The 26,427-nt window shown below is 67.4% G+C and carries 22 protein-coding genes; 9 read left to right on the forward strand and 13 right to left on the reverse strand.

Translation table 11 applies throughout. The features are described from left to right. Positions 1-19 precede the first annotated feature (19 nt). From MZC64_RS24180 to MZC64_RS24200, 5 genes are all read right to left on the reverse strand, one after another. A complete protein-coding gene (locus MZC64_RS24180; RefSeq protein ID WP_247759583.1) occupies positions 20-304 on the reverse strand; it encodes a hypothetical protein in 285 nt (94 codons plus the stop codon). Then, positions 301-879 (reverse strand): hypothetical protein, encoded by a 579-nt coding sequence (locus MZC64_RS24185; RefSeq protein WP_247759582.1) that lies wholly within the window; start codon positions 877-879, stop codon positions 301-303. Before MZC64_RS24185 ends, MZC64_RS24180 begins: the two co-directional genes overlap by 4 nt. A gap of 6 nt (positions 880-885) precedes the next feature. Then, on the reverse strand, positions 886-1,302 hold the full coding sequence (gene ssb / locus MZC64_RS24190; protein WP_247759581.1) for a single-stranded DNA-binding protein: 417 nt from the start codon (positions 1,300-1,302) through the stop codon (positions 886-888). A 67-nt stretch (positions 1,303-1,369) separates the two neighbouring features. Next, entirely contained in the window at positions 1,370-2,209 is an 840-nt protein-coding gene (locus tag MZC64_RS24195; protein ID WP_247759580.1) for a recombinase RecT, read from the reverse strand. 1 nt (position 2,210) lies between these two features. Then, complete coding sequence (locus MZC64_RS24200; RefSeq protein ID WP_247759579.1) at positions 2,211-3,095, reverse strand: lambda-exonuclease family protein; 885 nt, start codon at positions 3,093-3,095, stop codon at positions 2,211-2,213. A 147-nt stretch (positions 3,096-3,242) separates the two neighbouring features. Between MZC64_RS24200 and MZC64_RS24205 the strand changes: the two genes are divergently transcribed. After that, positions 3,243-3,443, forward strand: a complete 201-nt coding sequence (locus tag MZC64_RS24205) for a hypothetical protein (protein WP_247759578.1) — start codon at positions 3,243-3,245, stop codon at positions 3,441-3,443. Between the two features lie 383 nt (positions 3,444-3,826). On the opposite strand, the gene MZC64_RS24210 is transcribed toward MZC64_RS24205, so the two are convergent. From MZC64_RS24210 to MZC64_RS48790, 3 genes are all read right to left on the reverse strand, one after another. Continuing rightward, positions 3,827-4,882, reverse strand: coding sequence for a DUF4192 domain-containing protein (locus MZC64_RS24210; RefSeq protein ID WP_247759577.1), 1,056 nt, complete (start codon positions 4,880-4,882; stop codon positions 3,827-3,829). Between the two features lie 1,339 nt (positions 4,883-6,221). Further along, the gene (locus tag MZC64_RS24215; RefSeq protein WP_247759576.1) at positions 6,222-6,677 is read right to left on the reverse strand and encodes a hypothetical protein; all 456 of its coding nucleotides are present in this window, start codon (positions 6,675-6,677) and stop codon (positions 6,222-6,224) included. A gap of 43 nt (positions 6,678-6,720) precedes the next feature. Continuing rightward, on the reverse strand, positions 6,721-7,194 hold the full coding sequence (locus tag MZC64_RS48790; RefSeq protein ID WP_308301063.1) for a WhiB family transcriptional regulator: 474 nt from the start codon (positions 7,192-7,194) through the stop codon (positions 6,721-6,723). 201 nt (positions 7,195-7,395) lie between these two features. Here MZC64_RS48790 and MZC64_RS24225 point away from each other — a divergent pair, with 201 nt between their 5' ends. The 5 genes from MZC64_RS24225 to MZC64_RS24245 all read left to right on the forward strand — a co-directional run bounded on the left by MZC64_RS24225 (position 7,396) and on the right by MZC64_RS24245 (position 16,507). Continuing rightward, positions 7,396-8,745 (forward strand): hypothetical protein, encoded by a 1,350-nt coding sequence (locus MZC64_RS24225; RefSeq protein ID WP_247759574.1) that lies wholly within the window; start codon positions 7,396-7,398, stop codon positions 8,743-8,745. Between the two features lie 492 nt (positions 8,746-9,237). Next, positions 9,238-9,720: an SEC-C domain-containing protein gene (locus MZC64_RS48795; protein WP_247759573.1), complete on the forward strand. Its 483-nt coding sequence runs from the start codon at positions 9,238-9,240 to the stop codon at positions 9,718-9,720. Positions 9,721-9,723: 3 nt separating this feature from the next. Continuing rightward, entirely contained in the window at positions 9,724-11,064 is a 1,341-nt protein-coding gene (locus MZC64_RS24235) for a hypothetical protein (RefSeq protein ID WP_247759572.1), read from the forward strand. Between the two features lie 445 nt (positions 11,065-11,509). Then, positions 11,510-13,957, forward strand: a complete 2,448-nt coding sequence (locus tag MZC64_RS24240) for a hypothetical protein (protein WP_247759571.1) — start codon at positions 11,510-11,512, stop codon at positions 13,955-13,957. A 1,389-nt stretch (positions 13,958-15,346) separates the two neighbouring features. Then, on the forward strand, positions 15,347-16,507 hold the full coding sequence (locus MZC64_RS24245) for a hypothetical protein (protein WP_247759570.1): 1,161 nt from the start codon (positions 15,347-15,349) through the stop codon (positions 16,505-16,507). Between the two features lie 101 nt (positions 16,508-16,608). Here the strand turns inward: MZC64_RS24245 and MZC64_RS24250 are convergent, their stop codons facing one another. After that, a complete protein-coding gene (locus tag MZC64_RS24250; protein ID WP_247759569.1) occupies positions 16,609-17,667 on the reverse strand; it encodes a DUF4192 domain-containing protein in 1,059 nt (352 codons plus the stop codon). Between the two features lie 320 nt (positions 17,668-17,987). Between MZC64_RS24250 and MZC64_RS24255 the strand changes: the two genes are divergently transcribed. Continuing rightward, positions 17,988-19,622, forward strand: coding sequence for a DNA polymerase (locus tag MZC64_RS24255; RefSeq protein WP_247759568.1), 1,635 nt, complete (start codon positions 17,988-17,990; stop codon positions 19,620-19,622). A gap of 46 nt (positions 19,623-19,668) precedes the next feature. Here the strand turns inward: MZC64_RS24255 and MZC64_RS24260 are convergent, their stop codons facing one another. The 4 genes from MZC64_RS24260 to MZC64_RS24275 all read right to left on the reverse strand — a co-directional run bounded on the left by MZC64_RS24260 (position 19,669) and on the right by MZC64_RS24275 (position 23,688). After that, entirely contained in the window at positions 19,669-20,385 is a 717-nt protein-coding gene (locus tag MZC64_RS24260; protein ID WP_247759567.1) for a hypothetical protein, read from the reverse strand. Continuing rightward, positions 20,382-20,795 (reverse strand): hypothetical protein, encoded by a 414-nt coding sequence (locus tag MZC64_RS24265; protein ID WP_247759566.1) that lies wholly within the window; start codon positions 20,793-20,795, stop codon positions 20,382-20,384. The genes MZC64_RS24260 and MZC64_RS24265 overlap by 4 nt, the downstream gene beginning before the upstream one ends. 335 nt (positions 20,796-21,130) lie before the next feature. Continuing rightward, the gene (locus MZC64_RS24270; RefSeq protein ID WP_247759565.1) at positions 21,131-23,074 is read right to left on the reverse strand and encodes a hypothetical protein; all 1,944 of its coding nucleotides are present in this window, start codon (positions 23,072-23,074) and stop codon (positions 21,131-21,133) included. Then, a complete protein-coding gene (locus tag MZC64_RS24275) occupies positions 23,071-23,688 on the reverse strand; it encodes a hypothetical protein (protein ID WP_247759564.1) in 618 nt (205 codons plus the stop codon). The genes MZC64_RS24270 and MZC64_RS24275 overlap by 4 nt, the downstream gene beginning before the upstream one ends. A gap of 155 nt (positions 23,689-23,843) precedes the next feature. Between MZC64_RS24275 and MZC64_RS24280 the strand changes: the two genes are divergently transcribed. Next, complete coding sequence (locus MZC64_RS24280) at positions 23,844-25,538, forward strand: hypothetical protein (RefSeq protein WP_247759563.1); 1,695 nt, start codon at positions 23,844-23,846, stop codon at positions 25,536-25,538. An 80-nt stretch (positions 25,539-25,618) separates the two neighbouring features. Next, positions 25,619-26,110: a hypothetical protein gene (locus MZC64_RS24285; protein ID WP_247759562.1), complete on the forward strand. Its 492-nt coding sequence runs from the start codon at positions 25,619-25,621 to the stop codon at positions 26,108-26,110. The last annotated feature ends 317 nt before the right edge of the window (positions 26,111-26,427 follow it).

Here is a 26,427-nt window from a genome sequence, read left to right on the forward strand (position 1 = left end):
CGTCCGCTCCCCTGTGCGGTCAGTGCGGTGGCTCGTCAGCGGAGGGCGGGCTGGCCAGAGCCGCACGCACCATTTGCTCTGCCAGGGCCACATGATTGGGGCACTGGTGCCGACCATCGGGCAGGACCATCCAGCCTGCGGCGTTGAGCCAGTGGAGCTGGAGCGGGGTCAGCCCCGGCTCGTTCAACACGATGCGGATCTCGAAGTCGTCCTCGTTGTGCCAGCCGAGACGTTCGGTGCACGAACCATGGTGCTGGAGGCCGTCGCACTGCACCCACCATTTGGTCTCTGGTCGGAAGCTCATTCGGACCCCTCTTCAACGTTCGGTAAGGGCATGGGGACACCGCATCGGTGGCAGTGGCCGTCACGGCGCTGGTGTTCACCGTCGATGTGGCCTACGCAGCTCGTGTGCAGGATGTCTTGTGCGGTGGTGCCCGCACGGCAGGTGTGGCACAGAGACCACGTGTCCGCAACGGAACTGGTTGCAGGCAGGGCGAGGCCACAGTTGTGGCATTCGAGGCCAGCCTGGCGGATTGCCAGGTGAAGCTGGCCGCTATCCGCGACGGCGTCCTCGGCGAGCACCGGCAGCATCCCCCACGCGTCGGTGTGGATCACACGATCCCATTCCTCCGTGGTGAGGACGCGCTCGGTGCGGAGCCGGGTCTGGATGTCGTGGCGGGTCCAGTGGGACAGGGCTATCCCGTAGCGGTCAGCGAGAGCAAGTACGAGGTGGCGCACTTGGTCCTCGTCCAGTTCGATCTGAGCGAACGCGCGCCACCATTCAGCCGGCAGGCAAGAACCCGCAGATTCGTCCAGTGTGGAGCGTGGGATGCCGCCGTCCTGGTGGAGAGGTCGAAGATCGTCAGCGCGGTGTCGCATCAGCTCTCACCGGTGTCCCTGTGTGTCGTCGTCAACGTCGATGTCCTGCTCGTCGTGGACGTGGCTGGGTGCGGGGACCGCCGTGGAGTGCAGCAACGAGGGCCCGCACTCGGCGATCTCGAGTTCCAGGGCGGTTCGGCTGGCGCCATCGCTGGTAGTGAAGGTGCGGGGACGGAGACGTCCGTGCACGATCAGGCGGTCACCCTCCCGCAGGGAGGCGACGAAGTTCTCCGCCTGTCCGCGCCAGATCGTGCAGCGCAGGATGAGCGGGAGGGCAGCTTGCCAACAGCCAGCGTCTCGGTCGTACCTGCGGCGGGGCGAGGTGACGGTGAAGTTGCAGACCGGGGTTCCTGTGCTGGTTTTTCGGAGTTCGGGGTCGGCTACGAGTTCGCCGATCAGGGTGATCATGGTGTCGCCGAGCATGTTGGACCTCCGCGTGTGCTGGAGCGGCGGTAGGTAACGCGCTCGGACCAATCTGGTTGGACCTGTGTCAGCCAGCGTCCTCGATAGTGATGCCGTCTGCGCGGTGGGAGACGGCGGCGGGGTCGGCTTCCGGGGTGAGGTCGACGCGAAGTCGGCCGTCGACGGCCAAGGCGGTAGCCAGCGGCTGGCTGGTGGGTTCAGCCGGAACGTCCCCGAGTAGCAGGCGCAGCGGGGTCTTGCGGGCCATGGCGTCGAAGTCTGTGCGCCACGGTCCGATCGGCTGGTTGTTCTCGTCGCGGGCGCGGGCATGCCGGTCGCGGTGGTCCTCGACCTGTTCCCTGGTCATGAACAGCGGGTAGCGGCCGCCGGTGACGTACTCAACTGTGGCGTAGTAGCCGTAGGCGGGGCCGGGGCGGCCGCGATGGACCGGCTTGTGCACGACGGCGCCGGTGCCGTAGTCGATGTCGAAGGTCTCGCCCTCGTGCACGGCGCGGGCGCAGATGGTGCGGACGAACCCGGAGCGGAAGGCCAGGTCGATGAGGCCGCGGTAGCCGACGATGACGGTGGCGCGGTGCACTCCGGCGGTGGAGTCCCAGAATGGCAGGATCCAGGCGCGGCCGTTGAGCGGCCGCAGGCGTAGCTGGGCGCAGGTCATCACCGCGCCGAGTACTGAGTACGGCTCGGCCTTGGCCAGATTGCGGGTGGCGCGCAGGCTGGTGATGGCGTCACGGATGAGGTGGCGGGCGAAGTCTTCGCTGGAGGCCAAGGCGAACAGCTCGGCCTTGTCCTCCAGCCATTGCGCTACATGGCGTGTCCGCGCCTTGGCCTCCTGTGTTGCGGGTGCGGCGGGCAACTCGGCGGCGACCTGGGCAATTTTGTCGCCGAGTGCCTGGGTTGGTTTGCTCATCTCACTTCTCCCGTTGCAGGACGCGTAGCTGCCGGTAGCGGGTGGCCGCCACGGTGTATTCGGCGCGGTGACACTCCCGCCATGTCACGACAGGGCGACCGCGATGGGTGCCGGTCTCGGCATGCTCAAGCCGGTGCTTGATCCAGTTCTCCAACTCGGCGATGGACATCCGCAGCCCCTTGGCCTGTTCCTTGAGGGCGGAAAGCTCATCGAGCACTCCCAGGTCGTGGTCGTTCAGCTCAACGTTGAGACCGGTCTGGACGTCGCGGTAGAGCTCGTAGAGCGTGTGGGCGCAGGAGGATGAACCGTCCGGGTGGGGTGGGTGTCGGGTCAGGACGTGCTGGTGCCAGAAGGAGTGCTCGATGGCGATCAGGTTGGCTTCGAGGTCCCTGTCGCGAGTGATGCGGCGGATGACGGGACGCTGGCCGCCGATCAGGGCGATGATCCAGGCGTGGTCGCGGTCCAGTACCGCCATGCCGTGGCGGGCCTGGGCTTCGGCGGCCTCGGGGATGGCCCCGTGTGCCCAGTCCTCGGTGTTGAAGACCGAGGTGGTCTTGACTTCCAGGATGCCACCATCGCCGGTGAGCCGGTCGGGGGTGTAACGCATCCAGTTGTGTTCGGGGTGGGCGAACAGGCCGGCGCGGCGGATACGGATGTTCCGGGCGGCGGCAAAGTAGCTGGCGATGACCGGCTCAAGCAGTCGTCCCCAGACCATCGGCGCGGTTTCGGCTTTGGGCGGCAACAGGTTCAGCTTGTCGGCCCAGACCTCGTAAGCGCTCACGGAGTGGTGCAGGCCCATCACGGCCAGGGCGTCGGAGCCGCCGATGCCGCGCCGCCGTTCGTCCAGCCAGGCCGAACGGGCGATGCGGGTGGGCAGCAACGGCACGGGTCGCTGCGGGCGTGCGGCACGGATGTGGACAGTGGTCATGTCGCACTGGTCCTTTCGCAGTGTCTGGCTCGGCCAAGAACAGCCTGCGTGGTGCTCGTGGTCGTGCCGCTCCCCTGTGCTCCCTGTTCGGCGCAAGGTGATGACGTGGACGGTACGGCGCAACCCACTAACGGCCGCCGCATCAACGCCGTGCTGACCGGCGTAGGGCGAGAGGCGCCGAACTACGCCGAGGCGGTGCGCGAGCTGGTGATCTCGGTACTCACCGGGCAACAGCTCGCCGAGCTGGACACCGCAGACGGCACTCTTTACACCACGCCCGTGCCAGCAGCAGGTGCCCGGTGGTGACGCGACGCTGCCGCCCCGCGGCCTGAGTTCTGCTCGCCTCTGGTTGCCAACACGCATGGCGGTCAGCTGCAGGGGTCGCGCAGGCGAGGATCGGTGCAGTCTCAGCCTGCACGTCTACCAGGTTGGCCCCGAGGCGTCAGAGGATCAGGCCACGCGGCCCATGCGGCGTGAACGAGGTCGCAGTCGGCGGGCGGCGAACGTACGGCGACACCGAGCTCAGATCCAGCGTCCAGCGACGGTCGTGGCTGCAGCGTCCGGCAGGCTCGACGCCGGAACGCATTCACCAGCGCACGACGCACGGCGTTGTCCTGCGGTCAAGGCACGGCGCACTTGGAGGGATGGGGTGTTGCCGAGCAGGTCGGCAACACCCCGCGGTCCGCCAGTCAGCCCGACGTAATGCCGAGGATGTTGTTGATCTGCTGACAAGCGGTGGCCGCCGTGGCGGCTAGGAAATCGATCGCCACGGGCGGCAGGACTCCGTACAGATTGAGCTTGGCGAACTCGGCCATGTTGTGGCGGCCCGGATCGGCGGCTGCCGCGGTGCGCGCAGCGACCTTGGCCAGTTCGGTATGCCCCATCATGGACGAGGACAAGGACAGCAACGCCGCCGGCTCCACCGCATGCCGGTCAGGCAGGCAACGGGTCAAGTGCCACCACAGCCGGTGGGCAGCATGCGCATGGTCGGTGAAGTTGTAGCCGAGACAACTTTCCCACACGAGCGCGTGGCTCAGCGCCCGCCCGAGAAGCACGATCTGCCTGTCGTCATGGGGAAGTGTGCCCTTGTCCGCGGCCAGCACCGCCTCATCGATACGCCGCACCTTCCGGGCCAGGCTCGTGACACTCTCGTAGGGTGCCGCAGCGCCGTGACACTCCAGGAGCGACAGTTGCCAGCGACGGCGCACAAGCACGTCGGCGTCTTCCGATGTCACTGAGTTCACCAGGTCCTGGAGACTGCCGTAGGTCACCTCCCTAGCTGAAGCAGCTTGCGCCGCTGCGTCGCAGGAATGCGGATCGCTCAGTGTTCCCGTGTTCGCCTGCTGTTCGGTGTATCGCATCCACCGGGCACCCTGTCGGATTTCGGGCACCCAGGCCGAGGATTCGACCTTCACGTTGTTGTGGTGCAGCGTGGTTTCGATCTGATCGACAAGTCGCTGGTAGGGCGGCACGTCCACCGCCACGGGGCTTTCGCCTCCGACCACGAGGACGACAACCCGGTCCCAGCCTTGGCAGGTCAGACTGGAGCCGAGCCCATAAAACGGAAGTACCCCACCGACCGGGTCGGTGAGGTTCACTCGGATCGCCCCGAAACAGCCTGGCTTCGTCGAGGGGACGGGCAGCAGGATCAACGAGTCCTGTGGGAAGAACCTCAGTACGTAGGGAACGCTGACGATGAGTTCGGTCAGGGCGTCGTCGCCTAGGGTGTGCTCTTGGTCAAGCATGCTGTTGAGCCACCTTCACGCCGTTGCCGTTTGTGTCATGTCGTTGTCGCATCTTGTCCTGGCGCACCAGGTCCCACCGGCGGGATCGCTCCCGGTTCGTGGCCGGTGGGGCGCCAGAGGTGTCACCACCTTCCGGGATGCCGGTCGCGGTCTACCTGGTTGAGACCTGGGTCCGATTCGGTGCTGTCAGCGGACCGGCTGGAGAGGTAACGCGGTTCGGGCGCAGTGGCCGGGCAGTTGACCAGAACCATCACCATGTTGTTCCAGTTGATTGGATCTTGTGGACAACGTTGGCGTTCTCGGGCCGGCCCGTTGCTGGCGGTGTGGCTGCTACCTACCCACGGCTGGCGGGTGCGGAGGGTTCGTGTGCTGGTACACGTCTGTGCCAGGATCGTGGTGGGGTGTCAGTTCAGCGCGGGCACGGTCTTCCAGGACGTTGCTCACCGTGGCACTGGCCCCGCTCGGTTGGCATTCACCGTTCGGGGCCAGTGCCTCCAGTTCCGCAACCACGGCTCGTCTGCTGTCGTTCCCCAACAGGGTGGGACGGGCGGCACCGAGCACAGGTCCGCTGGAGCGCGAGTGTGAAGCCTGGTTGCGGTTCTGCCGTGCTCAGCTCACGACGATTCGTCCTCCAACGGCAGTCCGTCGATGGCTGTGCGCATGATGTACTCGGCTGCGGCGACATGTCCGGGGCATAGGAACCGACCGTCGGGCAGGTGCATCCACCCCGCTGCGTTGAGGCACCGAATCTCCGTGACGGACAGGTGAGGATCATCCAGCAGCACACGGATTCGCTGTCCCTGCTCGTCGTAGCAGTGATACCGCTCGCGACACAGCCCATGCGGCAGTTCCCCATCGCACTGGACCATCCACACGGTCACCGGTCGAAAGCCCATCGGAACGTCACCCCGCAGCCGTGCCGAACAGGGTTACTGCACATAGGAAGCAGAGGCCGTCCCGGCGTCCGTGCTGCCCGTCGATGTGGGCGACGCGATCGGCGTGCAGGAGGTCCCTGGCAGTGATGGCACCGCGGCAGATCAGGCACGGACCCCGGCGGTCTGCGGGGAAGGCTACGCAGAAGTCCTCAGTCTGGGCTCGCAACAGCGTGCAACGCAGGCGGATCAGGATGGTGGGCCGGCGCCGCGTCGGCGGCGCGGCTCGGAGCTGGTGACGTTGCGGGCTGGTGTGCCAGTCATACGGGGCACGGGGTTGGTGGTCGGCGGTGGCGTCGCCAGCCACGGTGATCACGATATCGCCGCGCATGTTCTGTCCTCCATGTAGCGAGCGGGGTTAGGTAACGCGCTCAGCCCGGTGTGGTCGGGTTGCCGTTGCTGGGCGGTCAGCACAAGGTGATGACCTGTGTGGCGCAGGACCTCAGATGGTGAGACAGCGACTTGGCGGGCGCGCAGACGATGGTGGCCACCTTGGGGTGTCTGCACAGGACACCGAGACTGCGGTGGCCGGCAGCCAGCACGATCTCGGTGTAGCCGACGCTGATCAAGTGCTCCGCCCGCTCGAACAGCACCCGGGGCGCCGTACGGTGTCTCGCCACGGCTGTGGCCACCGGCAGGCGGAGGGAGACCAACTCGGCCAGGTATCGCGCCACGGTGTGTGGAGCTGCAGCGGCCAGGATGTGGTCGATTTCGCCAGCACAGGCCAGCACGGTCTCCAGGCGTTGGCGGAGTTGCGCGGTGTCGAGGTGGTGCCCTCTGTCGCGGGAGAGGGTGTCGAGGTCGATGAGCAGTGCTCGCCGGGGTGACCGGGCGAGCTGGCGGGTTGGGCTCGTGGTAGGCATGCGCACTCCCTCGCTGATCCGGAACGGCGGAAGCCGGCGGCGGCTAGGTAACGCGGCGGTGGTGCCGCTGACGTTGTTCGGGATCGAGGCCGCCCCAGATCCCCGCTGGTTCGCCGCTCAGTTCGGCGTGGCGCAGACAGCTAGGCCGCACCGGGCAGCCGCGGCAGACCTCGCGAGCCCGACGGGTCCGGGACCCGACCTCGTCCGGCTGCCAGTCCCCCGGTTCCAGATCACGCGGACGTCGCCAGGGTGCGCAGGCGGCCTCCTCGATCCAGTGACCAAGGGGAGGCAACGAGACCCGCGATCGCGTGAGGTAGCGCCGCGAGCGCGAAGCAGACGTGGCCATGCTGGATGTTCCCTTCCTCGACTGTGACGGGGATCGTCGGTTCAGGACTGTCCATTCCGAACCGTCCCGGTCCGCTCCCCCGTCGGCGGCGGGCGCCGAACTTCCCGGGAGCTGCAACTCGTGCAGAGGTAACGCGGCGGAAGGCCGGTTGGCGGCAGCCACACTGCCCATTCGGTGTTACCTACCTGCTTGCCTCGGTGAGGTCGTTCATCACTCACCCGGCACACAACTGGACAGTGAAGGCACTCCTACTGAGAACTCCATTTCTCGAGATCCATTCCTCCATCTGTCCGTGTCCACCGACGGCGCCAGGCCGCCGTCGGTGGCCTGGCAGCGGATCGGCGCGGACGGCTAGACCGTCAAGGAGAGGCGATGAAGGTGACGTTGACCTCGGTGCAGGCCAGTCTGGTGGCCAGTTGCATTGGGGACGTGGAAACAATGGCGGGACGAACGGTGCAGGATCCGGCCTGTCCGGCACGCGGCGGCTTTGTCTGTGTGTCAGCCGCCGACGGCCGATTCATCCTGCGAGCCGCGGAGAACGAGCCCTATCTCCTGGCCCATGTTGCGGTCGCCGCAGATGTGGATACGCCGGGGCAGGTGTGGATCGCCACGCTCCCACTGGCTGACCTGCTGACCAAACGACCGGCGGCTGCCGCGGAGCTGGAGGTAACCGCCGACCCGACCAGAGGCCGCGTGCAGGTAATCTTTCGTGCCGCGGGCGGCCAGACGATCCGTGTCCGGCAGGCGTCGGCGATGGCGGTGACCGAGGACAACGCCTTGCGGTCAATCACACCGGCACCCCGCGACGCGGTGTTCTCCACCCCGTTGACACCAGATCTGGTCACCAGTCTCGCCGGGCAGGTACGCCAGCACGATACGTTTATCGGTGACCGGCCGCGCACAGTCTGGCTAACGCTGGAGGATACCCAGGTCCGGCTGGAGGCATGGATCAGCGATGGCGAAGCGACCGCTGTGGACTTCCCGCTGACCGTGGCACCTGTTGCGACCGAGCAAGTCAGCGAGTGCCTCGGTGTCCTGCTGGGACGTGCTGTCGCGCGCATCGGGAAAGTGATCGATAAGGTCTCGGGTGTCATGGAGATCCGCACGATGCTGTCCAACACAGTCGAACGACAGTGTTTGCTCCTGCGGGCTGATCCCTACGAGTTCGTCCTGCCGTTGGCCGAGGATATTGACGAGGGCGTACCCCTCAAGATCCACCATCTGCGGCACTGCCTGGCCAGCAACACGACGGTTAGCGTCGAGGTCGACGGCGAAGACGGGCTGATCAGCCAGGTCTGTCACGAATCCACCGGTGCCCTGCGGCATCCGCGCGCTGTGCTCGACTTCTACGACCGCGGCGGACAACAGATGCTGCTGGTGCACCTCACCGACGAATCCACTACGGAGACCGCCGCCGCGGAGATCTACTCCGGGGAGTTCCCGGTGGTCATGTCGGCACCGCTCAACCGCAGGATGGTGCTGGATCATAAGCGATTGGCCGCTGCTCTGGCGGTCTTTCGCCGACACGCCCGGATACGTCTGCACGCAGATCCTGTTGGTGGCCAACAAGAATGGCTTCTGGGCATCACTTCCGCGACCGAGAACGGCGGACCGGTCTCGGAGTTCCAGGCCGGCGACATCCGTACGGTGTTGGTGATTCTCCGGAAGTCGCCGATTCGGCTCGCTCCGTTCGATGACACTGGGCCGATCCCCCGGCTGTGAGTGTCTGTGCCGGCTACTGCGGTCGGGTTGGCCGAGACGAGGGACTCGTGGGCCTCAACAGGCACGGCGACAAGGCATGGACCTCACGTTCACAGGTGGTGGTGACACAGCCAGACACGAGTTGCCTTCGCGGTAGGCGGGGCCGAGGACGGAATCGTTCGCTGGACGTGAGCGCTGCGCCGCATCGGCGTTGGGACCGAAGTACAGCGGTAATGGCGACTCCTGCGCGCCGACTCCGTGCTCGGCAACACCCACACCGACCTGGATGCGCTACGCGACTACATGATCAGCAGTGTTGAGACGATGTTGTTCTCCTTCGCCCGATGGATCAGCGAGAACAATCCCGACCACATCGAGCAGCAGCCTGCACCCAGACCCTGTGCGGTAGCCAGCAGCGCGGTGCCACCTGTGTCTGGCTCGCCTTGCCCACATTCAACGTAGTGCCCAGGACCCGCGCCGGGCGCCTATCCCGGGGCGGCTACGGTGGCCGGTGTGGCGTTCTGGGACCGGGCCGCTGGGCGGCCCGAGATGCGTGAGACGGGGCCAGAATCGCGTGCGCCCATCGTCGGCTCCGGGGCACCGGTGGCGGTCGCGTGGTCGTGGTTCCCGGCCGGGGAGTACGAGCAGGCACTGCGGCAGTGGCCGGAGCTGGTCGATCTGTGGGGCCTGCCGACCGGGCACGACCACGCTGCCTACTGCCGGATGATGCAGGCCAAACTCGAAGAGGCGGCTCGCAGCGGCCTGACCAACATCTGGATCGCCCCGATCCAGATCACCGCACTGGTGGCATGGGCGAATGAGCGTGGTGAGGATCCGGCCAGTGCGTCAGCCCGCTCCGCCTACGCCGCCGATCTGGCTCGCCGCGGCGACCCGGACCTGATCGCGTGGCCGCCGGAACGTAACCAGTCCTGCTGGTGCGGTTCCGGCCGCAAGTACAAGGCCTGCTGCGCCCGTCCCATCACCGCGCGGGGCTGAGCCATGGACGCGGATGGCCCCACCGGGGACACGGCAATCGACGCCGCGCTGGCCGAACTCGCCGCCACCGACCCCACCGCGGCCGAGGATGCGCGGGCCGCGCTGGAATCGCTGACCTGGGGACAGGGCTTGGAGGTACTCAGCCTGCACGGCGTGGCCGATTTCCTCTGGTACCGGTTGCCCGTCAAGTGGATGAGCGAAGCCGAGGAGAAACGGAGGGTCGCCGCCGCACTGGGCCAGGTGTTCGAGCAGGTCGGCCTGCCCCGCTATGCCACGATCTGTGCCGCACCTCTGACAGCCACGATCCTGGACACCTACGACCAGCAGGGCGAGTCGGCGGGCCTGGCCGCCTATCAGCGGGCGTTGGCGGCCAGCGGCGTGCAACCGCCGGAGATTCCCGGCCTGCTGGTGTGGGGCACGATGCTGGGCACTGAGGAGGCGGCGGCCTATTGGGCGGTGACCGAGCGGCTGGAACTCGCCCTCACTGCGGGGGAGTTCACACCCGGTGCCCGAGGGTGGCGGAGCACGGCGCAGCGGATCACCGCCGAGTTCCTCACCGCCGACCCGGTGGATTTCGCGGGTGGGGCGTGGCTGGACCGCATCCAGACCGAACGGCTCGGCCGCTGGGCCGATTCCCGCTCCACGGTGCGCGCCACGCTCACGAGCAAGATCACCAACCGGCTAATCACCCCCATCGAGGTGCCCGCCGACGCCGACCACCACCTGGCCCCAGTGCGCTGGCTGCTGGAACTCGCCGCCGCCGAGGGCGTTCCGTTGACCGCGACCGGCACCCTTGCCCGTGCCGTGGTCGGCGAGGGGGCCCGTCGGTTCGACTGGCTGACCTTCGGTAAACAACCTCGCTCCGAGTCCGACCTGCCCGAAGCCTGGACCCTGCGCACGCTCGCGGTGGAGATCGGTGCGGTGCGCCGCCGCGGACGTCGCCTCCTCCTGACACCTGCCGGGCGCCGGCTGCTGACTGACGGCACTCCCGCGCTATGGCAGGCGGTCATGCCCACGTTGCTGCCGAAACCTCCGGCCGAAGCCGCTGCCGCCGAGATCGCCCTGCTGCTGACGCTCACCGGCAACCGGCACGGCTACGACCAGCGCAACCGGCAGGTCGCCGATGCTCTGGCCGGCGAGGGTTGGCGCAGCCAGAGCACAGGCGGCCCGATCGAGCCCGACCAGATCGGCTGGTTACTCGGCGAACTGGCCCGCCGCCTCGACCTCCTGCGTCTCACCGAGCAACGGCGCCTCGGCGACCCGCACGCCCTCACCCCTGCTGGCACGGCAGCGGCGTATGCCGCCCTCCGACACCGCGCATTGGCGCCCCGCGATACACCGTGAATGATCCGATCACCCGAACAAACCGCGGCCGTCAAGTGGGCACCTGTAGATCATCTTCAGCGCCGCCGCGATGTCACGCTCGTAACCGCGGACCCAGTGGAGGGCGCCACGCCGTGCTCGGCGGCCAGCCGTCGCAGGTTGGCCAGATCCGCCTCATTCGCCCCAGCCCGATGCTCGTCACCGGCCGCTCGCGCTGTGCTCCGCGCTCGAACCGAGCCTTGGGGCCAACGAGTACCGAGGCTGCGATCGGGACGGCCAGCCGGGCGAGGACGCGCGCACGGCCGGAGTCCGCCGCAGGACCGGCGACTGGATCTGCACAACCCCAACCGTCACCGCAGGACAGCGGCGTTCACTGCATTGAGCGATTGTCCGGTCAGCGCGGCGCCCGCCCCGGTCCTGCGCCATACGTTGATCTGGCTTGTTCCGTTACGGGGAGGGAACCGCCATGGGCAGGGCTGCCGGATTCGCGCGCCGGGTGGTGGCGGTCGGGACGATCACCGCGGTGCTGCTGGGCGGTATCAGCGTGGGTGGCGCGTCGGCCGGGCCTGCCGCGTTCGAGGAACCTGCCGCGGCCGGTATCGACTTCGGGGGCAAGCTCGCCACTCCGGACCCCGACCGGGTCTGGGCGGCCATCGACGACTACCTGCGCCGAGGGCCGCGGCCTTCCAGCTGGTCGGTGGCCGGGCGAGAGCTGGTCTTCGGACGGTTCCGGATGATCTTCCAGCCCCAGCCGGCCGAGGACCCGCTGCCGTTCGCGCCGGTGGCGACCTACCGGTTCCACGGCCCGGATCTGGTCGTGGTCCGCGTGTCCAACCGGGCCAGTGCCCGGCACATCCGCGCGGCGCTGATCGCCAGGGCGTACGAGGTGGACCAGATCCGCTCCGACCGCGCCGCCAACCGGCGGCCGGACCTCGCCAACGGGCTCACCGAAGGCATCCTCACCACCGAAGGACACGCCGGAACGGCGCCGGGGCGGATGCCGCTCAGCCCGCAGGACATCGGCAGGCTCATGCTGCTGCGGGCCTACTGGCACGAGTTGTGGGCCAGGCCCGACCCCGAACTCCAGGCCCACGCGGTCGGCGAGATGATCGCCCTCGGTCTCTACGACGACCGCTGGTACCGGAACCCTTGGCAGATCCCGGACAACACGCCGCGGGCGGGCGCTGACGCGGTGCGGATCAGACTGGACTCGATCAAGCAGCACTTCCCCGAACTGGGCGGCTTCCTGGACGGCTACCGGCAACGTCCCCCGGTGGACAGCGCCTGGTTCGACTGGGTGCACCTGCTGCGCGAGCGGAACCGGGACCTGCTGCGCCGCGGCGCCGAAGCTCTGATCGCCCAGCGGCGACAGTCCGATGCGGAACTGACCGGGAAGTTCAACGACACCGCCCAGCTGCCGGTCTTCCCGCTGCTGATCGTGGGCTCCGGCTGGGCGGCCACCGAGGACTACCTCACCCTCAACGCGCCCGCCCACGCGCCGGGGCAGCTGCCGCAGATCATGGCCCTGGCGCCCGACAGCGGCACGGTCAACAACCTGGACGAGACCTACCTCAGCCAGTCCGCGATGGACCTGCAACTACCCGGTGCGCCGTTCCAGCCACGGGACTTCGCCAGGGACGTCACCGACTTCCAGCGCAGCGACGACTTCGGCCGCGCGGTCGGGGTGGCCAGGGCCTGGGCCGCGATGCCCACCGTGCACGCCACGGTGGCCAGGATCGAGGAGCGCGCCGCGGCCGCGGACGGCAACAGCTGGCCGGGTGGTGCCCGCTACCGCGTCGTCCTGGGCTCCCAGCGCCAGGTGTACGCCGCCGCGCTGGACCTCGCGACCGGGCTGGGACCGCAACGGCTGCCACAGGCCGAACCCCGGCAGCTGGCCGGTCGTGAGTTCACCGATCCGGCCACCGGCCACCGCGTCCGGTTCACCAGCGCGACCACCGCCGAGGTCCACAACGCCGCGGGTGCCCAGGTCACCGCGGGCCCGCTGCCCTCGTCGGTGAGCTGGCTGCTCGGGGTGGAGGTGGACCAGCGGGGAGCGGTGATCGTGCGCACACCGCCGTTCCTGGTCGACACCAGTGGGCGTCCCACCAACCAGCGGATCAAGGGCAGCGCGGTGGTGTACTTCAACGCCTCCCGGTTCAGCCGCGACTACGGCCCCGACGACCGGGTACTGGTGGTCGGCGCCGCCTCCGCCGGGGCCTGGGACGTGGAGCAGATCGCCCGCGCCAGCCGCCAGCCGATCAGCTGGACCGCCCGCGGCCGCGCGGTCGCGGCGGAGTGCGCGGAATACCCGCGCGGACTGCCCACCGTGGACCCGCGCTCCTGGTGCGCCGAGTACCACTCCCCCGCGACCCAGCCCGCGCGCCGGGCCGAACTGGCCACCGACCTCAGTTTCGCCGCGGGCTACTACCGGCGAAACACCATCCCCGGACTCGGCGCGTACTCCCCCGAGGTCTGGCCGCGCACCCGCCGGTCCAACCAGCTGCCGACCGATATCGCCTACACCGCTGACAACCGCCTGCAGGTCACCTATCCGGACAACAGCACCGAGGTCTTCGACAAGATCGTGTACTCCATCGGCAAGGCCATCGACTATCCCGGGGCCGCCCGCGACCTGCTCGGCGAGTTCGCACTCGACCCGATCACCGGACCCGCCAGGGAGATCAACGGGCTACAGGACCGCTCGGGCGGGCTACGGGTGCTCGGCGCCGCCCACACCACCAACGAACTACTCGGCCTGGTGCGCGAGGACTTCCGCGACACCACCCGGGAACGGGTGAACCGGCAGGCCGCCGTCCTCCCACCCGACGCGCGCACGGTCAACGTCAGCGTCCGCTACCACGCCCTGCGCATCGCCGAGGCAAACCGCACCTACCGGCCCCCTGGTACCCCGTGACCGCCTCGACGGGCCAAGCCCATCTGGATCTCGTTCGATTGGCTGGACACGGACACCAGAGTCGGGGCACCGGCTTCCGAACAGCTCCCTAGCGGTGTCACCGCGCCGCCGGAGGACCGGCGGATCTGCGCCCGCTCTGATCAGCTGTCCACGATCCGGATCCCGCGCAGATCGGGCAGCACTCCTTGCAGTGTGTGCAGAAGCGTTAGCTGAGCGTCGGTGAGCCGCAACTCAGCCTCAGCTTGACTGGCACCGGCAGCCGCATCTCGCCGGCTCTGCGTCCAGGCGAGGTTGATCTGTGTCCAGAGGCCGCCCCATTCCGGATGCACGGTGGTCGGTGACGACGACCGTGTGGCGCAGTACCGGTATAGCTCGTCGAGTGTGGGCACCGGCAACCAACACGATGCCGTGTTCCCGTGCCCATGTTGGCCACGGGGTTCCTGACCCGGCTCCGCGGTCATGGCTGGTGCCCTTGATTCATGACTGCTCCTGTACCGCCGTGATGCCGTGCCCCAAAGCCAGGCTCATGCTCCGCTTTCCCCAGCACGACGCTGCGCAAGGAGACAACGAGTGGGGCGGCGAGCACGAGCGGTCCCGTGACGACCAGGTCGGAGTTTGTGGCCATACCTACAACAGTCGGCAGGGGCCAGCTCTTCGTGGCCCTGGACGGCCTCGTCGGCCCTTCACCACGGTTCGCGCCGACCTTCCGGATCACGATGGCTGACCTCGGACGACACGGACCCAGGCGACATCACTGAAGATCAACAACCGGAGTGGGCGTTCTGTTTAGGCGCTCTTCGACAAAGCCGGGATGAGTGCTGATGTCGACTGAGTTACATCGGCGAACCGCATAAATTCACTCCACACTGAAGTAACTATAGTAGTTGATCTCGGCTGCCGCCCCGTCCCCAGAGCCAGATTGCCGTGATCACCAGCGGCACCAGTCCTGTGTAGACATCGGAACCACGCACGACCGCGACGCGACCAGATCGCGGTGGCCGCGTTACCTCCAGCAGCAGATCGCGCCGCAGCTCGCCACGATTCGCTCCACAGGCGTACGGGCACAGTGCCCGAGGACCGCTGCGCCGGACCCGACTCACGAGGGACAACAACGTAGTTGGTTTCAGCGACAGATCTCGCATCGGCCGACCAGCAGGCCGCAACCGCGTTACCTATGGCCCCGCCTACGTCCGAAGAGAGGAGGCGACGGGCATGACCGACTCGGAACTGAAGCACGCGCTCTATCGCCTGACCATCGCTCCGGCGGCTCACCACAGCGGGCGGTTCTCGCCGCCCATGCACGCCCGATGCCCAGGATGCCCCCAGGGGTTGTCTGCGGGTTGGGGACGGCACTGGCGATGCGATGGCTGCGGCCGTGGCGGTGATGTCGTGGACTACCTTCGCGAAACTGGACTGTCCTTCGCCCAGGCGCGGTCCTTGCTGATTGCCGAGGCCGAGCGTTGGACGTCGTGGGAGCGTCAGGCGCTCCGAGCAGCAATGCCGCTGCCAGTCGTGTTGACACATCTGGGAATCCCGACCCTTGGACGGGCAATACGATGTCTGAACTGGCAGGCGCATCGTCGAGGGGACAGCCGGCCGTCATGCGTGGTCTATCCCGATAGCGTGCACTGCTTCGCGTGCGGCTTTCACGGTGATGCCTTCGCGGTGTGGCAGCAGGTACGCGGTTGTGACTTCCGGACCGCCTGGGATGCCTTGTTCTTCGAGGCGCAGCGGGGCGGCGCCTATGTCGGCGTGGTCGAGTCCGTCAAGCTACGGCGGCCCATGCGTAACGGGCTGGACTTCGTGCCGCTCTACGACGAGGTGCTGGCCTGCTGCCCGTCATTGCCTGGCACTGCTGGTGCGACCTACCTCACCTCGCGCGGCATCGACCCCGCGGCCGCGCACCGGCTGGGTGTGCGGTGGCTTTCCAACGCCGCGCTCGGTCGCGTCCAGGCACTGATGGAGACGCTCCCGAAAGGAGCAGCGGTGGATGCCGGGCTGGTAGATGCCCGAGGCCTGTTCACCCTGCGCTGTCATCGGCTGCTCTTCCCTGCCCGGCGAGACGGCCACACCGTCTGGTTGCAAGGCAGGTCGACTCGCCACGGGGTCGCCAAGGAAGGGCGTTGGCGGTCGTTGAGCGGGATCCGCCCGTGGCCACTCGGCTTGGATCAGCTGGGGCAGGCCGGGCTGGACGAGATGGTACTGGTAGCTGAGGGTTCGACCGACTGGCTGGCGTTGGCCAGCCGCGGCTGGACCACGATCGGGGTGCCAGGGGCGCAGGCGATCGCCAACATGTGGCTTCGTCTGCTCACCGGCCGGCGCGTCGTGCTCGCCCACGACGGCGACGGCGCCGGTGACCTGGGTGCGCAGCTCTGGCGCGAGCGTCTGCGGCCGTTCCGGGTCGTGCCGCAACGCCTACCGCTGCCTCCGGATGTGGATGTGTGCGACTACTTGCGCGCCGCACAGTCGCACGATCCCGTCCGGGCGGTTGCCCACACCGGTGGCCCTGCCAGATCCGTTCCCCTGAGACAACGGATCTGGCCACCCTAGAGGGTGGGGCGCGCCACGCCCCCCGGCGCGCTCCACCCTCCCCTTTCAGAACGGAGACGGGGTGTTGCCGACTGGTTCGGCAACACCCCGATGTTTCTCGATCAGTCCGTCAGTTCGCCGACTGACTCGAGGACATGTTTGATGGCCTTCTTTGCCAAATATCGCAGGACGCCACTCATCCAGGACGGAAACACCCCGTACTGCAGGGGGTCGACGAAGCAGGTGACGATTTCGCGGTCAGAGTCGGCTTCGGTCGCGTGCCTGGCAGCGAGTCTGGCCAGTTCGGTCTCGCCGTTCAAGCCCGCTGTGATCGCGAGCAGTGCCGCGGATTCGACACGGTGCCGATCCGGCAGGGACCGGGTCAGGTGCAGCCATAGCTGTACGGCTGCGAGCCAGTCCTTGGTGTAGGCGAAGCGGACGCTGGTGGTCCACACCAAGGGATCGGCCAGCGCGGTGGCCAGTCCTACGATGTCCGGGTCGTCGTTGGGCAAGGTTCCCTGCCCTGCGGCCTGCACCGCGTTGTCGACCAGGTCCATGCTGGCGTAGAACGCCTCGGTGCTTGGGTCAGTGCTGGCCTGGCGGGGCATGTCGAGGTGTGCCAGGAGTGCGAGGCGGCGGTCAAGCGCTACCTCGTCGTCCGGCTTGAACGCATCCAGGAAGTCCTGGACGCGGTCGTAGGTCACTCTCCCCTCAGTCACGGCCAGCGCCGCCATCTGGCACACACGAGGATCGCCCAGCCGCCCCGTTGCCACCGGGATGTCGCAGTATCGGATCCACTCGATGCCCTCCCGGATCTCGGGTACCCACAGCGAACACGCGACCGCGATGCCACGCTGTACCAGCAGCTCGGAGAATCGTGCCACCAGCGAACGATGCGGCAGACCGTCGCGGTCCGGACGGCATCCGCCGCCAACGACCAGCAGCACCACCAGGTCCCACCCACGGCCGGTGACTGCCGACAGCAGTTGCTCGGGCCGCACCGCTGCGCTGAGCAAGTCGCTGAGATCCATGCGGACAGCCAGGTTGAGATGCAGCGGATAGGACTCGCGGCACGGGATCACGATCACCACGTCCTGTGGGAAGAACCCGAGCATGTAGGGAACGCTCACGACAAGCTCGCTGATACCGAGTTCGTTGATCTCTCGTTCGTCGTCAAACATGGTCCAGCGCCCCCGTCTCGGTCATGAGTGTGCTCTGGTTGGGTTGCTGTCTCATCGTCATCTGGCGTTCCAGGTCCCGCGCACGGGCCGCCAGAGGTGTCACCACCTTCCCCAATGCCGACTGCGTGCTCCCTGGCTGAGACACGAGCCTGCTGCCCGCGGCTACGGGCAGGCCGGTAGGGGAGGTAACGCGCGCTGACCGTCGTGGCTCTTTCTCCATGCAACTGCTCCAGGCCGCGTTACCTCACCTCGCGCGACAGCACGGCGAGTGCGTGCTCGCAGTGCTGGCCTGTCCGTGACGAAAGGGGATGTGCATCGCCATGACGGATCACCTGACTACGAACAGTCCTGAGTGGACTCACCGACTGTTCGAGCTTGTGAACGCGGCGAACCGGTCCGGCGCCGCGCTGGGGCTGGAGACGGTCCGGACGAACGGAGAGCTGCGCCTCACGATCACGCCGTTGAGCCCCGAACTGACTCCGGCACAGCCGGTGACCGAACTGGTCCAAGGTCGGGGAATCCCGGCAGTGATCGACCAAACACCCAACGTTCGCTGGGTGGCCTACGACCTGCTGGCCACCAGCGCCCACCTGACCGAAGCCAAGATCGAACTTCGGGAAGGTCTGTGTCTGCACCTGGCGGAACAAGCTCTGGACGCCTTCGACGACGTTGCCCCGACCGATGCGGCGGCAAACGGGACATTCGCAGAGCGGTATGACCGTGTGCGCCAACGGATCAGCTCTGCCGAAGCCGTCTGTCCGATCGGCACACTCATCGAGCTTGACTCCGCTGGTGCTTTGGTCGCCAGCGGGATCAACGTGCACGGGGTGCCGTGGGACGAAGCAACATACCGCCGGCTGATGACACGGATCATGCTCAAACCGCAGGCGGATGACCTCTACCCGCGGCGGACGAAGTTGGATCGGCACATCAGCACGATGTTCGGTGGCGCCAGGTTCGACTGGTGGCGTGAGCTGTCGGATGCGTTCGACGGCGAAGGGATCGAGCTGACCAGTTCTCAGCGATCCGAGCTGGAGGTCATCGATCACCCGGTAGTTCCGTCGGTGCTTCGGTGGCGGGAGCTGGATACGTTGGCTACCCGACACGGCTACGAATGGGCGGAGCGGTGGGTACACGACGGCCGGTGGTGGCCGTTGTTCCATCCGGCCGGGACTGTGTCCGGCCGCTGGTCCGGTGCAGGGGGCGCGTTACAGCTACCTCGGCTACTGCGGCCGTGTGTGGCAGTCCGGGCGGGGCGGATGCTCATTTCGGCGGATCTCTCACAGGTCGAACCGCGAATGTGGGCGCACCTGTCCGGCGATCCCGACCTGGTGGCGGCATGCACTCAAGGTGATCTTTACCAGGCCGCCGGCGACCAGCTGAGGATGGCACGGGCAGAGGCCAAGCAGGCGTTCCTGGCCGCACTCTACGACGACGGCGCGGCTCGCAGCCGCCCGGCCGCTGCGTTGCTGCGTGCACGGTTCCCTGCGGCTGTGCGCTACCTCGATCGCGCGACGGACCATGGCCGCCGTGGTGGCGTGGTCCGCACTGGCCTGGGCCGGACGAGTCCGCTACGAGACGAACTGGTCCTGGAGGCGCTGAACACACCGCAGCGCCATCGCACGATGGAGCACCGCAAGGCACTGGCCCGGCGAGGCAGACAGAGCCGCAACTTCGTCATCCAGGGTGCCGCCGCGGAGCTGGCGGCGGCGGTCCTGGCGGAGTTGAGACGGACGCTGCACTCCCGGGATGCGGACCTGGTCCTGTTCTGCCATGACGAGTTCCTGGTCGAGGCAGCTCGCGAGGAGGTCCGGGAGATTGTGGAAGCGCTGCCCCACATTGTGCGCACCGCGGTCACCAAGGTACTCGGCGCGAGCCAAGTGTCCTGGCCACTGGCCGTGGGCCACGGGCGGAACTGGGCTGTGGCCAGCAAGCGTTCGGTCACTGAGTCCTGACCTGGTTGGGGCCGGCCATCGTGCCGGTCCCAACTCCCTCACCTGGTCACGGTGCCGGTTGGAGGAGTTGGCGAACATGACCGAGCAGCTCGTTCTCCAGTGCGGTGATTGTCCGGTGGTGGATACCGCAGGCGGCGACGCGCCGCCGTGGGTGCCCATGCAGATGGCACAGAAGGTAGGCGGCCAGTGCTCGTCGCCGACGCGGGTGCCCAGCATCATCCGCGGAACCGGCGTTCACCAAGGCTGCGGTGACCTGGGTGTGTACTGAGCGTTCCTCGATCCCGACCAGATCCTCATCAGGATCGTGCGGGAGGTCGGCGTGCGGATCGAGGCACTGCTGACCGCCGGGCAACAGTGACCTGATCCGGTTGGCGTGCAACTGTTCTGTAGGGGCCAGGGCGGTGAACCCGTTCTCGCGCAGACGTTTGAGGGTCTGGATCGCGGTCCGCCCGACGCTGGTTCGCCACTGATTGACCGCCAGCTGACGCACCCGATGTACCAGGTGGACTTCCCACCGACCGAGCGCCGGATCGTAGTTGGTCGCGGCTTCCAGGATCCAGATGGTGATTTGCTGGTCGAGGTCCTCTGCATCGCCGAGCAGGCCTTGTAAAGCGCGGAGCTGCTTGCGAATCGCATGCCGGGCAAGGGCCTGGCTGTCGTCGATGAGTCGCTGGAGTGCGGCGGCGGGCAGCTGGGACAGAGCACGGCAGCCGGTTGGTCCAAGCGGAGCGATCTCCCACCACGGTTGCTGCATGGTGCTCATCCGCAGTGCCGGTTCACTTCGGCGGTGTCGTGGTAGACCACTCGCAGGATCTGGGTACGTCCGACGGTAAGCAACCGAGCGTCGACCAACGTGCCACGATCTGGTGGGCCGACTACGAACACCGGTTCTAGGTCGTAGGTCGCCTCCACGAATCTGCTCGCGGCCCGCAAGACTTCCTCCATCTTCGGTCCTCCGCGTAGTGCCTCGCCGATGGTCCCGCAGGGCAGGGTGACCGTGATCAGCACGTCCAGGCCCACGTGCAGGGTCAGGATGGCTTCGTCCAAGTCCATGTGCGCCACTGCGTCCTGGATGCGGGCGCTGGCGCGCACGACGCGCCAGGTCGGGACAGCGAACTGGAAGTCAATCGAGAAGGGATCCTCGGCGGTCGGCGCCAGACGAGTGGGGTTCATGGTGGTCAGCTCCTGTCCATACGGTGCGGGGCGACCGTGGAGGTAACGCGGCAAGGCCGCCTTGGCCGAGACGCCGCCGACCACACCTCTCGACCGCCGCTGGTCGGTGCGCTTCACCGGACAGGTGGCATGGCACCTGTCCCCCCGCACCTGATCATCACCACAGTCACCGCACACTGCGGCCACACCAAGGCCGACCTGACCGAGGTCGACCGCGACCGGTTGCAGGAAATCCCTGCGCCCCTGCGGCTGTCCCCGGCCATGGAGGGAGGGGAGCCGCGGTGGCCGCGGCTCCCCTCAAGGCTGTTCTCTGATGTGGTTCAGCTGTGGTTGGTTCAGTCGGCCAACTCCTTGGCGGTGGCCATCACGGTGACGATGTCTGGCCAGTCTTGGAATGTTCGCCAGACATGGTGGTGTGCCCCGCCGGGTTCCAGGTCGAGCCGCCAGTACTCAGGCAAGCGTGGGCTGGCCTGGTTCCGGAGGGCTCGGCCCAACTCGTGGTGGAGTTCGGTCAGCAGTTCCAACTCGGTGCACGGCGCGCCTTCGGGCGCCTGGTCGAGCAGGCGAGTTGTCTCGGCGCGAATGACTGCGATGCCCTGTGCGCGTGGTGTTGGTCCCTCCTGGTCGGTCATGGTGAGAGCGGGCCGGTGGGCGTAGAAATCGCTGATGTCCGCCGGTTTCCACTGTGCGGGATCGCGTGGCAGCCGGCTACTCAGTAGCCGTCCTCGCACCCAATCCAGACGGGTACGCATGTGGCGGTGCGTACGGTCCACCTGTGTGGCGGCCGGGTCTGCCGCCGCGTCCGCGAAGGCGTTAACCGCCGTGGCCAGAGCAGGCTCGGGGTCACCAAGTTCCTCCAGCTCCCGCAGCAGTGCACGCATCGTCTCGAGGATCTGTGACGTGTTGGTGGATTCGGGTCGTTCGGGGAGCAGCGTGGTCGCCGTGATCGCGTGGGCGGCCCCGGCGTGCGTGCGCTCGGCGTGGGCGAGCATGTCCTCCCAGGCGGTGAGTACATCCAGGTAGCGTCGGCCTTGCAATGCGGCGTACTCCGACAATGTGCCACCAGCGGCGACATGGCTGATCAGCGCGGTGTAGTGCACCTGCCGCATCGGGGTGTAGCCGAGCAGATCGTGTATGTCGCCACGCACGATCTGGTACCACGCTCCCACCGCCGGGGTGTAGAGGACGGCGAACACGCATACCGGGTCGGCGAGATCACCCCAGGCCGGGTTGAGCCAACCGGAGGCGATCCGAATCAGCCCCGAGTGATCCGCACCGGGTAGGTCCCCGTATTCGGCGCCGGTGTTGACCTGGTTGCGGACGAGCTTTCGTAGTTGCGCAGGACTCAGGTGCTGTTCCGGCCGCAGTCCCAGAGTCGCGGCGGTCCTCTGCCGCAGATCGCCAGACAGCAGCGACTGCTGCGCCCAGATACCAAATCGCGCGGCGGATTGCACCATGTCCGCCGGCCCTAGTTCCCGGGCGGGCCCGCTGATCCGCTGTGCAGCCGTCTCCGGGCCCTCTCCCGCTCGGAGCACTGAGTGCATCACCGAAAGCTGCTCGGCGCTGAGAGTCTCGTAGTCACATGGTGATGCGACATGCTCGGTCAGCCGCGGTGTGGCCGGCCTGGCCACCCGCCGGACCTGGCGAAGGCCGCCAGGTCCGGTCGGATCGGCGTCCAGTTGATCCGGCGCGCGCAACTGCGATGTATGGCGTGTCCACTGTCTGAGTCGCTCGACGTCCGTGGTGAAGGCCGTGCGCCGATCCGGGCCTCGTCGGTACCCGGCAAGCAGGTTGGCCACCGCTTCGCGCTGAATGACCAGCGTGGCGAAGCAGACCGACACCTCCTCCGGCAGGCCGAGCCGAGAGCCTATGAAGGTATCCGTTTTGGTCGTGGCGGAACCGAGTCTGCCGTGCAGGACCAGGTGGGCTGCTGCGGCTGAGCCGAGGACCTCTTGCATGCACGGGTCGTGTCTGACCACAGTGTGCAGTTGATTGAGCACGGCCATCGTCGTGCTCATCTCGATGTGTAGTCGCCGGGCAGCCAGATCCCTTCCCCGCAGGAGGTCATCGGCAGGTTCCTCGGCCAGCCGATGCTGGCGAATGGCTTCGTGGAGCGAGGTGGTGAGCTGATTCAGCTGCATCATGTCTTTCTCTAGGCAGCACAACAGCTCGCTCCGACGAACGCGGATCACGTTCGACACCCCGTCCAGGTGGACGGACAGCTCGTGAGCCTGTTCCACCGCGTTGCCAAACAGGTCCATTGTGGATGGTGTGGTCATGGCGTGTTCTCCGGCAGTGTGATCTGTTGTGGCATAGGAAGATGGGTTGCGGGACGCCCCCAGGCGACACCGTCCGGGTGTGCCCAGGTTGCCAACATCTGCGCTGATGCGAGCCGATCGCGCAATCGGTCCAGCTCGCGGGATTGACGGATACCGGTATGCAGCAAGTCGCCGTGACGCGCCGACACCCAGGAGTGCATTCCGCCGGACTGGGCCCGGAAGTAGACGTCCATGACCGGTACCCGGCGTCGGTCGTTCGGATCCAACTGTGCCTGCGGATGCTGGGCCAGCGCGGCCAGCGCGGTCTCTACGGTAATGCTGTCCTCGCGGGAGACGGGTTCGCCGGCGCGGAGGTGCGGTAGTCCCCACAGCAGCACGAAGGCATGCAGCCGACTGATCACCTGCTGGGTGGGTGGAAGTTCGCCGACCGGGACGGCCCAGTGGGCCTCGAAGTGGTAGGTGCCGTGCACCGGGTTGCAACCGATCCAGCACCAGCTCCCAGACGGGGTCTTGTCCAGCCAGAAGTGGCCGTGAGATCGGTTATCGGGCCGGGAATCGGCGCCGATGATGATTCCTGGATGTGCCCAGGATGGAATGCCACGCACCATCACCATGGCTCCTCTCTCATCAGGAGATATCGGGACGGCGGTGTAGGTAACGCACTACCGCCCCTTGTGGCTGCCAACAGGCCCCTGGCCGCGTTACCTCATCGGGGGCGAGTGCTGAGACTCGCGAGTGTCCGGTTGCGCAGCGACCCTGGAGGTAGGACGTGGACGATCCCAACGCACTTCACGACGAGACGACCCTGGTCGCCTGCTTGGTACGTGAGCCTGGCCTGGCCGCCGGTCGCACGGCCCCAGTGGCGTGCGCCGCTGAGGAGTTCACCGACGCCGAGCTCGGGCAGCTGTTCGATCGGCTGCGTGCCATTCGGGAGACACACCCACAGCTGACCGGTGTCGGCATCCGATACAACCTGGAACCGGACCTGCATGCCGTGCTGGATCGGGCTCTGGCGTGGTGGGACCAGGAAGCCAACCAGACGCACCCGCGGTTGCCCGCGGTCGCCGATGAGGTGGAGATGGCGGCCTCGGCGGTCAACCGGCGTTGGCGGAAGCGCCAGATCGCCTCCGTCGCCGCCGAGGTGCAGCACCGCTATGCCTCTGGTGACCATGACGGCGCCGGTGAGCTGGCCGCGGAACTGCGGGAGATGGTGCGCACCAGCGGAGAGGCGTGGGAGGAGGTCGATCCCTACGCCGAGCACACGGGGGACGCCCTGATCGCCGACCTGGCCCACCAGGCCACCGGTCGGGGTCTGGCAGTGCATCCGCGACTGGACGCCCTGCTGCATCACCGCACCGACTGGCTCGGTGAACTGGTGCTGTTGGGCGCCAAGACCAAGGTCGGCAAGACCAGGCTGGCCGGTTGGTGGGCAAGCCGGATCGCCGACTCCGCGGAGCGGACCTGCCCCGAGGCCCAGGTGATGTTCTTCTGCACGGAGCTGACCCGCGCGGAGCTGGTGGCGCTGGTGCAGGGCTACTGTCCGGACGGGCATCTGCTGTTCGATCCGACACCTGGTGGGCGTCCGCGGATGCTGTTGTTCGGTAAGGAGTTCTTCGCCCGTATCGGCGGTGATCCACAGGCGCGGTTGCGTGCGGTGAAGACCGAACTGCGGCGCTTCGCCGCGGCCAACCTGCGGTGGGCGCAGCGCCATGACCTGGTGGCGGCCGACTGCTGGTTCGCCGGGATCATCATCGACTACCTGACCTCGATGCTGTCCTCTGGCAACGACTTCGCCACGTGCGAAGAGTTCGTCCGCGGCGTGGATACCTCGTTGCGGGTATTCGACCCCGGCTGGCTCGGCCTGGACTCCGCACGATTCGCGGACCTGGCCGGACTGCACTGCACGGTCCTGGTGTGTGAACAGGTCAACGCCCGCCGGGAACCGCCAGCGCGAGTCACGGTAGATCCGCGCACCGGCAAGACGCACCGGCCGCCGCTGGATCCGCCGTCCCCGACGGAGATCAACGGTGCCCGCTCGACCTTCGAGACGGCCACGGTGTACCTCATGCTGGCGCGTGACCCAGACGGTCGGGTGCACCCGCCGGAACAGGCGGTTCTACGGGTCTCGGGCCGATCGGTGGCCAGTTGTGAAATCCCGCTGCGTTTCGGCGGAGGGGTCTTCGAGGTGCTCGGTGACGCACCGTCGTCGGCACGTCAGTCAGAGTCGGCACGTCAGTCAGACGAGCGCCGCCCGGTGCCGAAACCGACGGTGGCCGCCGAGCCGGAGCCAACGTTGCACGAGCGGGTGTGGGCAATACCTGCCTACGTACTGGCACCGCCGGCGAACACTGGGCCGGATGGCTCCCTGGTACCCAGCCAGGACCGGTACGTACCAGCGGATCCCACACAGAAGGGATGGTCTCCACCCGGATGTCCGCCCTCGGGGCAGACGTCACTGCTGTGACCAGCCCTTCCCTGGGCTCGCCACCCGCCGCCAATGGCAGGCAGGTGGCGAGCCCCTCCCACCTGGCTACGCTGGCGACCATGTTCGATGACCGCCACCCCGCACCCGCGGCGGGGGACTACCCGGTGCACGAGGCGCTGGTCACGATCCTGGTTCACCACCTGGCGACCGGCTTCGACCTGACCGCCGCCGAGATCGAACGGATCGAGATCCAGCTCATTGCGCTGGTCGCTCACCTGCGCGGCACCGAACGCCGACCGCTCCCCGCCTCGGTCGTCGAGGAAGCCCGCTCTCGGCGCAGCCAGCGTGCCCTGGACGACCTGCACGCCCGTGGCCGGACACAGAGCACGCCTGGCACCATCGCCGCCACCCGGTCGGACTGGACCGACCAGATTAGCCGCCTTATCAGCCTCACCTACGCCTTGCCCGACGGCAGAGCGGCAGCCCTGGCGGCAAGGGTCGACGCAGCGTTGTCCGAACTTGGCTTGTGCACGGATGGCCACGGCCGGGCGGCGCACCACCAGTCCGACCAGATGACCGCGCCCTCGCTGTGGGGTTCTTCCTCGGGCTGACCCTGGTTGCGCGTCTCCACACCGTGCGACAGCAGTCTTGCCGACGTAGAAACGTCACCCGGAACTACTGCTTGCAGTTCGGCACGTCTGCTCGACCGGAGAGCCAGTCCTGGTTCTGTGCGTTACCTCAGCGCACATGAGAGCGATGGCCGGACTCCACGATGGGGAAAGCTGGGCAGCCGAGGGCGAGGGGCCTTGTCGGACAGTCATGCGGAACACCTCGGTCCGACAGCGGGATCCGGCGACTGCGGCACCCTACAAGTCGGTCTACGAGCAGACCGACAAGGCCCCCGAGCGGGCCAACACACTGAGGGAGG

The sequence above is a fragment of the Crossiella sp. S99.2 genome (genome assembly GCF_023094165.1).
Lineage (GTDB): Bacteria > Actinomycetota > Actinomycetes > Mycobacteriales > Pseudonocardiaceae > Crossiella.

What these genes read in the sequence shown, in the direction of transcription:
- MZC64_RS24180 (WP_247759583.1), bottom strand. Translation starts at nt 304, where the DNA reads ATGAGCTTCCGACCAGAGACCAAATGGTGGGTGCAGTGCGACGGCCTC.
- MZC64_RS24185 (WP_247759582.1), bottom strand. Translation starts at nt 879, where the DNA reads ATGCGACACCGCGCTGACGATCTTCGACCTCTCCACCAGGACGGCGGC.
- ssb (WP_247759581.1), bottom strand. Translation starts at nt 1,302, where the DNA reads ATGCTCGGCGACACCATGATCACCCTGATCGGCGAACTCGTAGCCGAC.
- MZC64_RS24195 (WP_247759580.1), bottom strand. Translation starts at nt 2,209, where the DNA reads ATGAGCAAACCAACCCAGGCACTCGGCGACAAAATTGCCCAGGTCGCC.
- MZC64_RS24210 (WP_247759577.1), bottom strand. Translation starts at nt 4,882, where the DNA reads ATGCTTGACCAAGAGCACACCCTAGGCGACGACGCCCTGACCGAACTC.
- MZC64_RS24215 (WP_247759576.1), bottom strand. Translation starts at nt 6,677, where the DNA reads ATGCCTACCACGAGCCCAACCCGCCAGCTCGCCCGGTCACCCCGGCGA.
- MZC64_RS48790 (WP_308301063.1), bottom strand. Translation starts at nt 7,194, where the DNA reads ATGGGCAGTGTGGCTGCCGCCAACCGGCCTTCCGCCGCGTTACCTCTG.
- MZC64_RS24225 (WP_247759574.1), top strand. Translation starts at nt 7,396, where the DNA reads ATGAAGGTGACGTTGACCTCGGTGCAGGCCAGTCTGGTGGCCAGTTGC.
- MZC64_RS24235 (WP_247759572.1), top strand. Translation starts at nt 9,724, where the DNA reads ATGGACGCGGATGGCCCCACCGGGGACACGGCAATCGACGCCGCGCTG.
- MZC64_RS24240 (WP_247759571.1), top strand. Translation starts at nt 11,510, where the DNA reads ATGGGCAGGGCTGCCGGATTCGCGCGCCGGGTGGTGGCGGTCGGGACG.
- MZC64_RS24250 (WP_247759569.1), bottom strand. Translation starts at nt 17,667, where the DNA reads ATGTTTGACGACGAACGAGAGATCAACGAACTCGGTATCAGCGAGCTT.
- MZC64_RS24255 (WP_247759568.1), top strand. Translation starts at nt 17,988, where the DNA reads ATGACGGATCACCTGACTACGAACAGTCCTGAGTGGACTCACCGACTG.
- MZC64_RS24260 (WP_247759567.1), bottom strand. Translation starts at nt 20,385, where the DNA reads ATGAGCACCATGCAGCAACCGTGGTGGGAGATCGCTCCGCTTGGACCA.
- MZC64_RS24265 (WP_247759566.1), bottom strand. Translation starts at nt 20,795, where the DNA reads ATGAACCCCACTCGTCTGGCGCCGACCGCCGAGGATCCCTTCTCGATT.
- MZC64_RS24270 (WP_247759565.1), bottom strand. Translation starts at nt 23,074, where the DNA reads ATGACCACACCATCCACAATGGACCTGTTTGGCAACGCGGTGGAACAG.
- MZC64_RS24275 (WP_247759564.1), bottom strand. Translation starts at nt 23,688, where the DNA reads ATGGTGATGGTGCGTGGCATTCCATCCTGGGCACATCCAGGAATCATC.
- MZC64_RS24285 (WP_247759562.1), top strand. Translation starts at nt 25,619, where the DNA reads ATGTTCGATGACCGCCACCCCGCACCCGCGGCGGGGGACTACCCGGTG.